Annotated in this window: 11 protein-coding genes and 2 tRNA genes; 9 read left to right on the top strand and 4 right to left on the bottom strand. The window is 52.3% G+C overall.

All coding sequences use genetic code 11. The features are described from left to right. Positions 1-49 precede the first annotated feature (49 nt). A complete protein-coding gene (gene dusA, locus HZS79_RS07735; protein WP_162219502.1) occupies positions 50-1075 on the bottom strand; it encodes a tRNA dihydrouridine(20/20a) synthase DusA in 1026 nt (341 codons plus the stop codon). A 400-nt stretch (positions 1076-1475) separates the two neighbouring features. Between dusA and HZS79_RS07730 the strand changes: the two genes are divergently transcribed. Then, a complete protein-coding gene (locus HZS79_RS07730) occupies positions 1476-2075 on the top strand; it encodes a hypothetical protein (protein ID WP_162218616.1) in 600 nt (199 codons plus the stop codon). 7 nt (positions 2076-2082) lie between these two features. Here the strand turns inward: HZS79_RS07730 and HZS79_RS07725 are convergent, their stop codons facing one another. Then, positions 2083-2607, bottom strand: a complete 525-nt coding sequence (locus tag HZS79_RS07725; protein WP_162218615.1) for a helix-turn-helix domain-containing protein — start codon at positions 2605-2607, stop codon at positions 2083-2085. A 288-nt stretch (positions 2608-2895) separates the two neighbouring features. Here HZS79_RS07725 and gltX point away from each other — a divergent pair, with 288 nt between their 5' ends. From gltX to HZS79_RS07710, 3 genes are all read left to right on the top strand, one after another. Beyond that, entirely contained in the window at positions 2896-4374 is a 1479-nt protein-coding gene (gene gltX, locus HZS79_RS07720; RefSeq protein WP_179927499.1) for a glutamate--tRNA ligase, read from the top strand. A gap of 126 nt (positions 4375-4500) precedes the next feature. Next, positions 4501-4576 (top strand) — tRNA-Ala (locus HZS79_RS07715). A 51-nt stretch (positions 4577-4627) separates the two neighbouring features. Further along, positions 4628-4703: transfer RNA gene (locus tag HZS79_RS07710), tRNA-Glu, on the top strand. 422 nt (positions 4704-5125) lie between these two features. Here HZS79_RS07710 and HZS79_RS07705 read toward each other — a convergent pair. Both HZS79_RS07705 and gltA read right to left on the bottom strand, forming a co-directional pair. After that, a complete protein-coding gene (locus HZS79_RS07705; RefSeq protein WP_179927498.1) occupies positions 5126-6007 on the bottom strand; it encodes an NAD(P)-dependent oxidoreductase in 882 nt (293 codons plus the stop codon). Between the two features lie 134 nt (positions 6008-6141). Beyond that, complete coding sequence (gene gltA / locus HZS79_RS07700) at positions 6142-7428, bottom strand: citrate synthase (protein ID WP_179927497.1); 1287 nt, start codon at positions 7426-7428, stop codon at positions 6142-6144. A 488-nt stretch (positions 7429-7916) separates the two neighbouring features. On the opposite strand from gltA, the gene sdhC reads away from it, so the two are divergent. The 5 genes from sdhC to HZS79_RS07675 all read left to right on the top strand — a co-directional run bounded on the left by sdhC (position 7917) and on the right by HZS79_RS07675 (position 14323). Continuing rightward, entirely contained in the window at positions 7917-8294 is a 378-nt protein-coding gene (sdhC, locus tag HZS79_RS07695) for a succinate dehydrogenase, cytochrome b556 subunit (RefSeq protein ID WP_338017236.1), read from the top strand. Further along, positions 8288-8635 carry a succinate dehydrogenase, hydrophobic membrane anchor protein gene (gene sdhD / locus HZS79_RS07690; RefSeq protein WP_162218610.1) on the top strand — a complete coding sequence of 116 codons (348 nt, stop codon included), beginning with the start codon at positions 8288-8290 and terminating at the stop codon, positions 8633-8635. Before sdhC ends, sdhD begins: the two co-directional genes overlap by 7 nt. A gap of 3 nt (positions 8636-8638) precedes the next feature. Continuing rightward, positions 8639-10414 (top strand): succinate dehydrogenase flavoprotein subunit, encoded by a 1776-nt coding sequence (sdhA, locus tag HZS79_RS07685; RefSeq protein ID WP_162218609.1) that lies wholly within the window; start codon positions 8639-8641, stop codon positions 10412-10414. A 27-nt stretch (positions 10415-10441) separates the two neighbouring features. Beyond that, complete coding sequence (locus tag HZS79_RS07680; protein WP_162218608.1) at positions 10442-11152, top strand: succinate dehydrogenase iron-sulfur subunit; 711 nt, start codon at positions 10442-10444, stop codon at positions 11150-11152. A gap of 336 nt (positions 11153-11488) precedes the next feature. Next, a complete protein-coding gene (locus HZS79_RS07675) occupies positions 11489-14323 on the top strand; it encodes a 2-oxoglutarate dehydrogenase E1 component (protein ID WP_162218623.1) in 2835 nt (944 codons plus the stop codon). Positions 14324-14333 lie beyond the last annotated feature (10 nt).

Raw genomic sequence — 14333 nt, 5'->3', positions numbered from 1 at the left:
TTTGCGCCTAGCGAGCCGCTAGGCGTTTAACAGGCAGCTCACCGCCCAACTAGGTCGTGGGTTGCAGCGCTTCTGGCTCTGCCTCGGGTTCGCGAACTAAGCTAAGCGCCTCATCGAAAAGACGCAGCCCCGCGTCCTCTTTATGGGCATGTTCCGACAGGTGACGACGGAAGCGCCTTCCGCCTGGACAGCCCTGAAAAAGCCCCAGCAAATGGCGGGTAATGTGATTTAATTTCGCCCCTTCATCTAACCGCTGCTGAATATAAGGGCGAAATGCGTTAGCCGCCTCCAAGCGTGTGCGTGCAGGCCCCGCTTCACCAAACAGCTGCTCATCTACCTCGGCGAGTAGCCATGGGTTTTGATACGCCTCGCGACCCACCATCACGCTATCTACGTGCTCAAGCTGCGCTTTGCACTCGGCAAGGGTTTTGATACCCCCATTAATGCCAATATGCAGCTCTGGATGACTTTGCTTCAAACGGTGCACGCGGGGGTAGTTCAGAGGCGGCACATCACGGTTCTGTTTAGGCGACAAACCCTGCAGCCAGGCCTTACGCGCGTGAACGGTAAAGACGTTGCATCCTGCATCCGCCACGATCTCAATAAACCTCGCCAAGTCAGCATCTTCATCCTGGTCGTCAATCCCGATGCGGCATTTCACCGTGACCGGAATCGACACCACCGCCTGCATGGCTTTCACTGCCGCCGCCACTTTTTCGGGGTAGCCCATCAAGCAAGCGCCAATCATATTGTTCTGCACTCGGTCGCTGGGGCAGCCGACATTCAGATTGACCTCGTCGTAACCCCACGCCTCGGCAATGGCCGCGCACTCGGCAAGCTCGCCCGCATCGCTGCCGCCCAACTGCAATGCAATCGGATGCTCAACATCGCTATAACCCAAAAAGCGCTCACGCGGCGACCCGTGCAAAATGGCACCGGTGGTCACCATCTCGGTGTACAGCAATGTCCGCTTGGTTAACGTGCGTGCAAACGCGCGATAATCGCGGGTTGTCCAATCCATCATAGGCGCGACAGAAAATAGACGCGCCGCGTCTGCTGGGCTTGTTTTAGTCATATCAATCACTTGCATCATTCGATGCGGTATAAGCCAGTCGTGGTTGCTTAACAGCGGGGGAGTCGTTGGCGAGCGATTGTACGCAAAAAGCGGGTTTGAGTACAAAGCAAGTCCCCGAAACCACCGTCATTCAGTTTGTGTATGACGCTAGGTAGGCGGCCTCGTGTCGCTGGCTAGCGTTAGCGGTGTTTCTGGCAGTCGGTCGGTGCAGTGTTTTATTCTGATATTTCAGGCAGATTAGCGACGAAATGATGGGATGTGTTTCGTTGGTCGTGCTATTTGCGATTAGTTTTTGTATAAGTTTTGTAGGCCATGCAGTACTTTGCTTATTTTGCGGTCTAATTCAATGTGATGAGAGCTAGGCAGTGGTAAGCTGATATTTCGTTGTCGAGGAGTCTCTATGCATAAGACACTAAGTGGTATCAGTATAGTGTTAGTGAGTACCTTGCTGCTGGCAGGCTGCGGCGGGCAGGACGAGGAGCCAGCCGATGTTCAGCCTGAAACAACCAGTGAAAATCCAGCGGCTTCGCCGGAGCCTGTAGAGGCCGAAGAGACGGTTGAGCCTTTAGAGGTAACAATGTCGACGCGTGCGGCTCTACGGCCGGATCGTCGTCTGATGGTTGAAGGCGAAACTAATTTGCCGGATGAGTCGAGAATTCAGGTGATCGTAGAGCGTGAGCTTAGCAGCGTGCGCTGGCAGTCTCGTACGACTGTTATGGATGGGCAGTTCGCGACAGGGCCTTTTGGCTCAGGCAGTGGCTTGCCTGATGGTGGGTATATTGTGCGTGTTCAGCTTTCCGAGGCGAGTGTTCAGCCTGGTGTGGTGCAGGCACGAATTGGCTCCCAGGGGGAATATCTAGCAGGAGATCTGGTGAGCCAATCGCGCCATGGGTTAGGCCAGGTGGCCACCTACTCGCGGCGTTTCTTAGTGGGGAGTGAACCAAGACGTACGCGCGACCAGGTGGACGTGGTTGAAGATATTGAGGATTGGGGGAGGTAAGGATGCTTTAGGCAGGAGACCAATGCGCTAATAGTACGGCATGAATCGTAATGTCACTGGGCGCTTTGGAGAAGTGCTCAATAACAAAACTGTCTTCACGCTGAATTAGGTAATGCCCCGCCTTGTGAAACACATGCGTAGGACCTAATAGCACTAAATCACCTGTTGATACCGGTGTAAAATCCGTTTCTGCACTGGGGGTAACCATGACACAAGGCGCTTTCCAATCAATGTTCAACGCCAAGTGATGAGGTACCGTCATTGTTGTTGCCTGAACCTGTTCCCAGGGGAGGGGGCCAGTATGAGTCAGGGTTAATAGCGGCGGTGCGCTGTCGCCTTCTAAAAGGGTGGCCAAGGAGCAATCAAGAGCATCGGCGAGCGCAACTAAGCGTTCATGGCCGATTTGTTTGATCGCACCAGACTCCCAGTAAGAAATGGTGACATCTGACACGCCAACTTTACGTGCAAGGGCAGCTTTGTTGAGCTTGGCCCGAAGCCGCAGTTGTTTGATACGTGAGCCTAGCGATTCCATTTCATTTTCCTATCGATGAGCCAAACAAGCTCGTTTAATGTACTTCCACCGCATTAGGTGGCGCTTTGAGCATACTTGAAGATGCGAGACGCATTTTCAGGCACGAATGCGAACTAAACGTACTGCGCCATACTAAGCGATTGTGCCTTAACGCGCATCTTCCCATCTAAGGCCTTAGCGGCTATTGATCTGACGCTTTTAAGTCAAACTCGTTCCCTGTTGAGTACTGTTGGTTGTATCTAGGGTGCGTATAATGTCGCCACGCTTTATTGCCAAAAGGACATCTTGATGACCGTACGTACTCGTATCGCGCCTTCCCCAACGGGTGATCCCCATGTAGGCACTGCCTACATAGCGCTTTTTAACCTTTGCTTCGCGCGCCAGCATAGCGGCCAGTTTATTCTGCGCATCGAAGATACTGATCGGGTGCGGTCTACTGCTGAATCAGAACAAATGATTCTTGATTCTTTGCGCTGGCTTGGCCTGGAGTGGGATGAAGGCCCGGATGTAGGTGGCCCTCATGGCCCTTATCGTCAGAGCGAGCGAGGGGATATTTATGCGCAGTATGCTCAGCAGTTGATCGATGCAGGGCATGCATTTAAGTGTTACCGCACTAGTGAAGAGCTTGATGAGCTGCGTGAAGCGCGAAAGGCAGCCGGCATGCAGTTGGCGTTAAAGCCTGCTGACCTGGCGCTTGATCCGGCTGAACAGGCGCGCCGTGAGCAAGAGAGCTGGCCTTATGTGGTGCGTATGAACGTACCGAGTGAAGGAGTCTGTGTCGTTCGTGACATGCTACGTGGCACTATTGAAGTTGAATGGGCCCAGGTAGATGCGCAAATTCTGCTGAAGTCGGATGGCATGCCGACTTACCATTTAGCCAACGTGGTTGATGATCATCTGATGAAAATCACCCACGTGCTGCGTGGTGAAGAGTGGATTAACTCGGCGCCTAAGCATCAACTGCTTTATGAATACTTCGGTTGGGAAATGCCGCAGCTGTGCCATATGCCACTACTGCGTAACCCTGATAAATCTAAGCTTTCCAAACGGAAGAACCCGACGTCGATTAATTACTATCGTCGGATGGGCTTCCTACCCCAGGCAGTCACAAACTACTTGGGGCGGATGGGCTGGTCGATGCCTGACGAGCGCGAGAAGTTTAGCTTGGCAGATATGATGGCTGAATTTGATATTCAGCGGGTATCGTTAGGTGGGCCGGTGTTTGATTTGGAAAAATTGACCTGGTTGAACGGCGTCTATATTCGTGAGGATTTAGATGACGATGCGCTGCTTCTTGCGCTTCGGGAGTGGGCATTCAATGAGGAGTATGTGAAGCAAATACTTCCTCAGGTACGTCCTCGTGTTGAAACGCTTTCCCAGGTAATACCGCTGGCGGGGCACTTTTTCTCTGGGCTGCCTGCGTTAACGGAAGACGACTTTGATAGCGTGAAGCTTGAGAAAGAAGAGTTAGTGAAGCTACTGCAGTTCTTGGTGTGGCGTTTTGAGGTAGTGCCTGCTTGGTCAAAAGAGGTGCTCTTAGCCGAGGTTAAAGTGCTTGCTGAGCACTTCGATATTAAAATGAAGGCCTTCCTAGCCCCGGTCTTTATTGCCATTACGGGGAGTACGTCGAGCACCTCGGTGATGGATGCGATGGCAATTTTGGGATCAGACGTGACGCGGGCACGCCTACGCAGTGCCATTGAAGTGCTGGGCGGTGTTTCCAAGAAGCAAGCAAAGCGCTTCGAGAAAGAGTTTCGGGCACTTTAACGGACTTTAAAGAGCACAGAGGAGGCGCATTCTGCTGGTTGTTAACAGAATTGGTGCTTCCGGTATCTAATAGGCTTGACGAAGGCGGGCGTAATCAGTAACATACGCTCCGTCTTCGAGACATGTGGGGCCTTAGCTCAGCTGGGAGAGCGCAACACTGGCAGTGTTGAGGTCAGCGGTTCGATCCCGCTAGGCTCCACCAATAATGACGCCGCTCATTATTGAATACGTAGACGGTATTTCAGGTTAAAACGTCCCATTCGTCTAGTGGTCTAGGACACCGCCCTTTCACGGCGGTAACAGGGGTTCGAACCCCCTATGGGACGCCACCTCCTGCTCTTCAAGGATGTTTATCCCCCAGTTTTTAAATTTGCATAGCATCTGCAAATTGTCACTCATGCGCATGATTTGAAGATAGCAGTGAGGTCTCTCATCTGCTGTGTTTTGCGTTCTTGTTTTTTTGGAATCATTCCCATTACTGCTGTTTTTTGGTGATTTTGTGCTTGACTTGTCCACTTTTGCAAGTTTGTGAAAGTGGTTGTGTACAACTCTCGGGTGTTGTCTTAATGAATCAGTGATTTAGCTTAAAGTCTTTAAAATCAATGGTTTATGTTAGATCAAAAAATGACCAATTTAAGGCTGGGTCACTGTTCATGGCGATTGTGGGACGTTTTCTAGTGGTTGTGAACAGGGTTATCCACAGATAGTGTGGAAAACCCTTTTCGAGCCGCAGCCACCTAAAAGTCAAGTATTATTCTGGCTTTTGTAAGCGCTTCAAGAGCGATGAAGTGTCCCAGCGTCCTCCGTCCATACGCTGCACGTCGGCATAAAACTGATCCACTAGCGCCGTTACTGGGAGGGTGGCATTGAGTCTACGTGCCTGCTCCAAACAAATGGCTAAATCCTTGCGCATCCAGTCCACAGCAAAACCGTGGTTATACTCATTGGCGATCATGGTTTTGTGGCGGTTTTCCATTTGCCAGGAACCAGCGGCTCCTTTTGAGACCACGTCAATCACCTGCTGCTGATCAAGTCCTGCTTGCTCAGCAAAATGCAGTCCTTCGGCAAGACCTTGTACTAAGCCCGCAATGCAGATCTGGTTGACCATTTTGGTAAGCTGGCCGCTGCTGGCACTGCCCATGAGTGTTACTGCGCGTGCGTAGTGATTAAGAATCGGTTGAACGCTATCAAAGTGTGCTTGGTCGCCACCGCACATAATTGTCAGCGCGCCATTTTCTGCCCCTTGCTGTCCGCCGGAGACGGGAGCGTCTAAAAAGGCAACGCCTTGCTCGCGGCAGGTGGTGTCTAGCTCTAAGGCTAGGTCTGCAGAGGCGGTGGTGTGGTCAATGAGATAGGAACCGGTTGCCATGCTGCTCAAAACGCCGTCGGTGCCAATCGTAACTTGTCTGACGTCATCGTCGTTCCCAACGCATACCAAGACAAGGTCAGCGCCTTCGGCGGCCTCTTTGGGGGTGGCGTGGGCGGTGCCGCCGTACTCTTTTGCCCAGGCGTCCGCTTTGCTGCTTGTGCGGTTGTAAACGCGAGTTGTTAGCCCTTGTTTGGCGAGATGTCCTGCCATGGGGTAACCCATAACGCCCAGGCCAATAAAGGCAACAGTAGTGATCGTTCGCATAGAGCACCTTGTTTGTATGTGGGGGTAGTGTGTGGGGAACATTAATTATAGAGAGACGTGAATTTACGATAAGCAAAAGGCCACCCGTGGGTGGCCTTTTATTATCCTAGTGACGCTGCGTTGTTACCGCGGCGTTATTTTTTAGGATAGTCGCGCATATCGTGACCGATATAGAGCTGGCGCGGGCGGCCAATTTTGTAGCTTTCGCTGAGCATTTCATGCCAGTGAGAGATCCAGCCAATGGTGCGAGATACCGCGAAAATGACGGTAAACATATTGGTCGGAATGCCCATCGCTTTGAGAATGATGCCGGAGTAGAAATCGACGTTTGGATAGAGCTTACGTTCGATGAAGTACTCATCTTCCAGGGCAATCTGCTCAAGGCGCTTGGCGATTTTGAGCTGTGGATCGTCGGCTAAGCCAAGCTCAGCAAGTACTTCATCACAGGTCTCTTTCATTACTTTGGCGCGCGGGTCAAAATTGCGGTAGACGCGGTGGCCAAAGCCCATCAGCTTGAAGGGGTCGTCTTTATCTTTTGCTTTATCAACAAAGCGCTGAATGTTTTCTTCAGAGTCGTCGCCAATTTCGTCAAGCATATTCAGTACGGCTTCGTTCGCACCGCCGTGTGCTGGGCCCCAAAGTGCCGCGATGCCTGCACTGATACAGGCGAATGGGTTAGCACCGGTTGAGCCTGCTAGGCGCACTGTAGAGGTAGAGGCGTTTTGCTCATGATCCGCGTGCAGCATAAAAATGCGGTCCATGGCTTTCGCGTATACCGGATTGATTTTGTACTCTTCGCATGGGTTGCTGAACATCATGTAGAGGAAGTTCTCTGCATAGCTCAGATCATTGCGCGGATAGTTAAATGGCTGACCAACGTTATATTTGTGCGACATAGCTGCCAAGGTGGGCATTTTCGCAATTAAGCGAACAGCGCTGATAACGCGATCTTCTTCTTGGGTGATATCCATGTGGTCGTGGTAGAAGGCTGCTAGGCCGCCAACAACGCCACATAGAATCGACATTGGGTGCGCGTCGCGGCGGAACCCTTTGAAGAAGTTGTTGATTTGGTCGTGAACCATGGTGTGATTGCGAATACGTGATTCGAAATCAGCGTACTGCTCGTCGTTGGGCAGCTCACCGAATAGCAGGGTGTAGCAAACTTCGACAAAGTTGGATTCTTTAGCCAGTTGATCAATGGGGTAGCCGCGGTGCAGCAGTACGCCCTTGCCGCCGTCAATATAGGTAATCGCGGATTGGCAGGAAGAAGTGGCCATGAAGCCGGGGTCGTAGGTGAACAGGCCTTCAGCACCGAGGCTGCGTACGTCGATGACGTCGGGGCCAAGTGTGCCGGAATACATGGGTAGATCGATCGGTTTATCTATACCGTCTACCGTCAATGTTGCTTTCCTGTCAGCCATGCTGGCCTCCTTTCGAATTCGGTTTGGGACGTAAGGTCATTGTTTCGCATACCGCGCCGGCAAAAAGGCTCGCCTACTATAGAAGCGTGCGACATTTTGTCAATTAGCCGAAACGCTAGGTATCCTTGTACAGATATTGTTGTTTTGTTTAATTTTTGTATATGATTAGAAGGGAGTCCATAGTAACGAAGTGTCAGGGTGTTGACGATACGTTATTGGGCTTATCAAACCATCAGTCTCCTGTCACTATAACCATGCTGCATCGCAAAATCGACTCAGGTTGGCGGCAATTTTCTTGCACCATAGTCGAGTTAAGCCTGAGTTCGGTTTGTCAGCAGGGGCGAAGGTTCTTATAATCCACGGCGCGCGACCGGCAGATAGGTGGTCGTGCCCGACTTGGCAACGGCCGAGCCCCTTCCAGCAACCACCGCCCGCTCGGGCCATGCCCGACCTGTCGCAGAGTGGGCCAAGAGAGTGTGTATAACGCCGTGAATAGCAAACGACCCGTAAACCTAGATCTTAGTACGATACATTTCCCACTACCGGCGCTAACGTCGATTACACACCGTATTACGGGTGTCATCCTGTTCGTTGGCCTGATCTTCGCTTTTTGGGCGCTGGGTAAATCACTATCGTCTCCGGCTGGCTTTGATGCCGTTAGCAACGCATTAGCCAATAACTTTTTCGCCAAATTTATCGCTTGGGGATTGTTGTCCGCATTGGCATTCCATTTTGTAGCAGGCGTAAAGCACCTGTTAATGGATGCGGATATTGGCGTGACCCTTGAAGGTGGCGTGAAAAAAGCACAGATCACTGTCGTGGTCAGTGCTGTTCTGATCATTTTGGCAGGAGTTTGGGTATGGTAACCAACATCACAAGTTTTGGCCGTAGCGGGTTATCCGACTGGCTAATGCAGCGCGTTTCTGCGGTAATTCTGGCTTTATATACCGTCTTTATCGTTGCCTACTTGCTGTTTAATCCCAATCTGGACTACTACGCCTGGAGTGGACTGTTCGCCCAAACCTGGATGCGTATTTTCTCGCTGCTAGCCTTTGTTTCTATTGCAGCACACGCCTGGATCGGTTTGTGGACGGTCACCACCGATTACCTTAAGTCCACTCGCCTGCGCGTGGGTGTCCAGACCCTGATTATTCTGGCCATCTTCGTCTATTTGGTGTGGGGCATTCAAATTCTGTGGGGAGCTTGATCTATGTCTAACCTTCGTAGCCTGACATTTGATGCCATTATCATTGGTGGCGGTGGCTCCGGCCTGCGCGCTGCTCTTGAACTGGCTAAGTCCGGTAAAAAGACAGCCGTACTGTCCAAAGTGTTCCCGACTCGCTCCCACACCGTTTCTGCTCAGGGTGGTATTACCTGTGCGATCGCCTCTTCAGATCCAGACGATGATTGGCGCTGGCACATGTATGACACCGTCAAAGGCGGCGATTACATTGCTGACCAAGACGCGGCAGAGTACATGTGTTCAGAAGGCCCGAAAGCGGTATTTGAGCTTGAGCATATGGGGCTACCGTTCTCGCGCTTCGATAACGGCCGTATTTATCAGCGTCCGTTTGGTGGTCAGTCAAAGAATTTTGGTGAAGGTGGTCAGGCAGCACGTACCTGTGCAGCGGCTGACCGTACTGGCCATGCGCTGCTTCACACGCTCTACCAAAACAACCTCAAGAACAACACCACGTTCTTGAATGAGTGGTACGCGGTCGATCTGGTGAAAAATAGCAACGGTGATGTAGTGGGCTGTATCGCTATGTGCATCGAGACCGGTGAAGTTGTCCACGTAAAATCGAAGGCCACGGTTCTAGCGACGGGTGGTGCAGGGCGTATCTATGCGTCTACGACCAACGCTTTGATCAACACTGGCGATGGCATTGGCATGGCGCTGCGTGCTGGTTTCCCGATGCAGGATATGGAAATGTGGCAGTTCCACCCGACCGGTATTTACGGTGCGGGCACCCTGGTAACGGAAGGTTGCCGTGGTGAAGGCGGTTATCTGGTCAATAAAGATGGCGAACGCTTCATGGAGCGTTATGCACCGAACGCCAAAGACCTGGCCGGCCGTGACGTAGTGGCACGCTCTATGGTCATGGAAATTCTGGAAGGCCGCGGCTGTGGCGAGAAAGGCGATCACGTCTTCTTGAAGCTTGACCACCTGGGCGAAGAAGTCCTTGGTAAGCGTTTGCCGGGTATCGTTGAGCTTTCTAAGACATTTGCCCATGTCGACCCAGCTAAAGACCCGATTCCGGTAGTGCCTACCTGCCATTACATGATGGGCGGTATTCCGACCAATATTCATGGTCAGGCGATTACCCAGGATGAAAGTGGCAACGACCATATCATTAACGGTTTGTTTGCCTGTGGCGAAGCGGCATGTGTTTCTGTTCACGGCGCTAATCGCTTGGGCGGTAACTCCCTGCTGGATCTGGTGGTGTTTGGCCGTGCGGCGGGTATGTTTATTGAAGGCGCTCTGAACGAAGGTATCGAGTACCTGGATGCCTCCGAGTCTGACATCGATGCAGCGATGAAGCGCATCAACCGCTGGAATGAGTCTAATGAAGGCGGTGAGAGCATTCCTGAGTTGAAGGCAGAGCTTCAAGACATCATGCAGAACTCTTTCGGTGTATTCCGTGAAGAGAAAAACATGCAGGAAGGTGTCAAAAAGCTAGCGGATCTGCGCAGCCGCATTGCTAATGCTCATTTACCTGACAAGTCCAATACCTTTAACACTGCCCGTGTTGAAGCCTTGGAGCTTGATAACTTAATGGAAGTGGCAGAAGCAACGGCGATTGCTGCCCTTGAGCGTAACGAAAGCCGCGGCGCGCACTCGCGCTACGACTATCCTGACCGTGATGATGTCAACTGGCTGAAGCACTCGCTCTACTTCCCGGCCACGAAAGAGCTGAAGAAGCGCGACGTGAACTTTAAGCCGAAAACTGTTGATACGTTCGAGCCTAAGGTTCGCACCTACTAATCTCCGCACTGACGAGAGGGAGTCACCATGTCCAATCTTCAGGTATCCGTATACCGTTACAATCCGGAAACCGACTCCGCGCCTTATATGCAGGAGTTTCAGGTCGATACCAAGGGTCGCGATCTGATGGTGCTAGATGTTTTGCATCTGATGAAAGAGCAGGATAGCGCGCTTGCGTTTCGTCGCAGCTGCCGTGAAGGCGTGTGCGGTTCCGACGGCATGAACATGAATGGTAAGAACGGCTTGGCGTGTATTACGCCGCTGTCAGATGTTGTGAAAGGCAACAAGCTGACGCTGCGCCCGTTGCCAGGCCTACCGGTTATTCGCGATATGGTTGTGGATATGGGGCTGTTCTATAAGCAGTACGAGCGTATTCAGCCGTACCTGCAAAACGACACCCCTGCACCGGCTATCGAGCGTCTTCAATCACCGGAAGAGCGCGATAAGTTAGACGGCCTGTACGAGTGTATTTTGTGTGCATGCTGTTCAACATCTTGCCCATCGTTCTGGTGGAACCCAGATAAATTTGTAGGGCCAGCTGGTCTGCTGCAATCTTATCGCTTCCTTGCCGATAGTCGCGACACTGCCACGCGTGAGCGCTTGACGAGCCTGGAAGACCCGTTCTCTGTATTCCGCTGCCGCGGCATCATGAATTGTGTTGCCGTTTGCCCGAAAGGGCTCAATCCGACCCGTGCAATTGGTAAAATTCGTGAAATGTTGCTGGCTGATGCCACGTAAACGCCTAATCATATGAAAAAAATGCGAGCGCTGCGTAAGTTGCTGCACAAAGCCACTTAAATCGTGGCGCTTCGCTTGTTATCATAGGGGCGTTATGTGGTGCGGCAGTGCGTCGCACTCATAATCAGCCAAGTTTAAAAGCCGGTGCCATGAGTACCGGCTTTTGAGCATGAACTGATAATGAAACGTGTTATAAAACATGTAGTATGAACAGGGCTTCCGGCCTTCGGTCGGCGCCGCCGGCATATGTCCCGCCCCGCCGGCAGGGCAATAGCGATGTCGTTGCGCGAGTGCAGCGATACCGATACCACCCCATCAGTGCAGGGTGACCGAGAGATGCAACAAGGCATAATGGAGTTGATGTGGCGTTCCTCTCACGTTAGTGGTGGCAATGTCCACTACGTGGAAGCGCTTTACGAGCAGTACCTCGCCGATTCTGATTCTGTCTCAGACGAGTGGCGCAGCTATTTTGATCAGCTGCCACGTCCTGAGGGCAGTGCCTCCCACGATGTTCCACTAAGCCCCACGCGTGATCAGTTCTACCAACTGGGTCGTGAAAGTCGCCCAGGACGGGTAGCCGCCGCTGCAGATAGCGGTGAGAACAAGAAGCAGGTAAAAGTCCTGCAGCTGATTAACGCTTACCGCTTCCGTGGTCATCAAAAGGCCAATATCGACCCGCTAGGGCTGCGTAATCCCACCCCCGTCCCTGATCTCGATTTGTCATTTCATCAGCTCTCCAAGGCTGATCTTGACACCGAGTTCCAAACTGGATCGTTTTTCCTAGGCATTGATAAAGCACCGTTGCGTGAGATCGTTGACGCGCTGGAGCAGACCTACTGTCGCTCTATCGGCTGCGAGATCATGCACATTGTGGATACTGAAGAGAAGCGCTGGCTACAGCGACGCTTCGAATCGGTGCGCAGTGCGCCTAAGTTCAGCGATGACGTGCGCAAGCATGTGCTTGAACGTTTGGTTGCAGCGGAAGGTTTGGAAAATTACCTGGCGTCCAAATATCCAGGTACCAAGCGTTTCGGTCTGGAAGGCGGCGAATCGTTTGTGCCAATGATGGACGAACTGATCCAACGCGCAGGCGGTTACGGTACTAAAGAAGTCGTTATTGGTATGGCCCACCGTGGTCGTCTCAATTTGTTGGTCAATATTTTGGGTAAAAATCCCGCTGAGTTGATCGATGAGTTCGACGGCAAAAAGGTCATCGAGCGTGGTTCTGGTGATGTTAAGTACCATCAGGGCTTTAGTTCAAACGTTATGTCACCTGGTGGCGAAGTCCACTTGGCCATGTCGTTTAACCCTTCGCACCTGGAAATTGTCGCACCGGTAGTGGAAGGCTCGGTACGCGCCCGTCAAGATCGTCGTAACGACGACGAGGGCAATAAAGTACTGCCAATTAACGTTCATGGTGATGCTGCGTTTGCTGGTCAAGGTGTGGTGATGGAGACATTCCAGATGTCTCAAACCCGTGCCTATAAAACCGGTGGCACGATACACATCGTGATTAACAACCAAGTTGGTTTTACTACGTCGAACCCCTTGGATGCGCGCTCAACCGAATACTGTACTGACATCGCTAAGATGGTTCAGGCGCCGATTTTTCATGTTAACGGCGATGATCCCGATGCGGTAATTCACGCGACCCAAGTGGCGCTTGATTACCGTCAGCAGTTCAAGAAAGACGTTGTTATCGACTTAGTATGTTATCGCCGTCGTGGTCACAATGAGGCCGACGAGCCATCCGGCACCCAGCCGATGATGTACGCCAAAATTAAAGACCATCCATCGTCGCGTACGCTCTATGCACAGCGCTTGGTGGAGCAGGGCGTGCTTTCAGAAGAAGACGCCAAGGCCATGGTTGAAACCTACCGCGATGATCTTGTGGCAGGTAACCATGTGGCAAATGCGCTGGTACAAGAGCCTAATACCTCGCTATTTGTGGACTGGGCACCCTACCTGGGTCACGAATGGACAGGGGATGCAGACACAACCTTTGATATGAAGCGTCTGCAGCAGCTGGCAGCGAAAATGTGTGACATCCCCGACGGGGTGGATGTGCAGCGTCAGGTGGCTAAGATCTACGAAGATCGCCGTAAAATGCAAGCGGGAGGCATGGGGCTTAACTGGGGGTTCGCCGAAACACTGGCGTATGCCACGTTGCTGGACCAAGGCCATCCGATTCGTATTACCGGCCAGGATGTAGGTCGCGGTACGTTCTCTCACCGTCACGCGGTAGTGCATAACCAGAAAGATGGTTCTACTTATGTGCCGCTGCAGAATATGTCAGACGGGCAGCCGCGCTTTACGATTCACGACTCCTTCCTTTCGGAAGAAGCGGTTCTGGCTTTTGAGTATGGCTACGCCACGACAGCGCCGGGCGACTTAGTCATTTGGGAAGCCCAGTTTGGTGACTTCTTCAACGGTGCCCAGGTGGTCGTTGACCAGTTTATCTCCTCTGGTGAAACCAAATGGGGACGCTTGTGCGGTTTGACGATGCTGCTGCCTCATGGCTATGAAGGCCAAGGGCCCGAGCACTCCTCTGCACGGTTAGAACGTTTCTTGCAGCTGTGCGCTGAGCACAATATGCAGGTGTGTGTGCCGACTACCCCCGCACAGATCTACCATCTGTTGCGTCGTCAGGTCATTCGCCCACTGCGTAAGCCGCTAGTGGTTATGTCGCCAAAGTCGCTGTTGCGCCATAAAGAAGCAGTGTCTAGCCTTGAAGACCTCGCTCACGGCAAGTTCTACATGGTGTTGCCGGATCAGGCGAATCTTGAGGCAGAAAAGGTGACGCGCGTTATTATGTGTGCCGGCAAGGTGTACTACGACCTAGCCAACTGGCGTGCAGAAAACGAGCGGCATGACACGGCGATTATTCGTCTTGAGCAGCTCTATCCCTTCCCGAAAGAAGAGCTTCTGGAAGTGCTCCAGGCGTATGCCAATGTGGAAGACATCGTGTGGTGCCAGGAAGAGCCGCTGAACCAAGGCGCCTGGTATTCAAGTCAGCACCACATGCGCGCAGTGGCCGATATGCTGAAAGATGGCTTCGGACGTGATTTGAAATTTGCAGGACGTCCTGCCTCTGCCGCGCCGGCAGCGGGCTATATGTCCGTCCACACTGAACAGCAGCGCCAGCTGGTGGAAGACGCTTTTAACCTATAAGCGCCCACCG

Origin of the sequence: Vreelandella zhaodongensis, from assembly GCF_013415115.1 — a bacterium.
In the GTDB taxonomy this organism is placed as follows: Bacteria; Pseudomonadota; Gammaproteobacteria; order Pseudomonadales; family Halomonadaceae; genus Vreelandella; species Vreelandella zhaodongensis.
The sequence above is the reverse complement of the archived record's forward strand: the minus strand, read 5'-3'. Positions and strand labels throughout refer to the sequence as shown.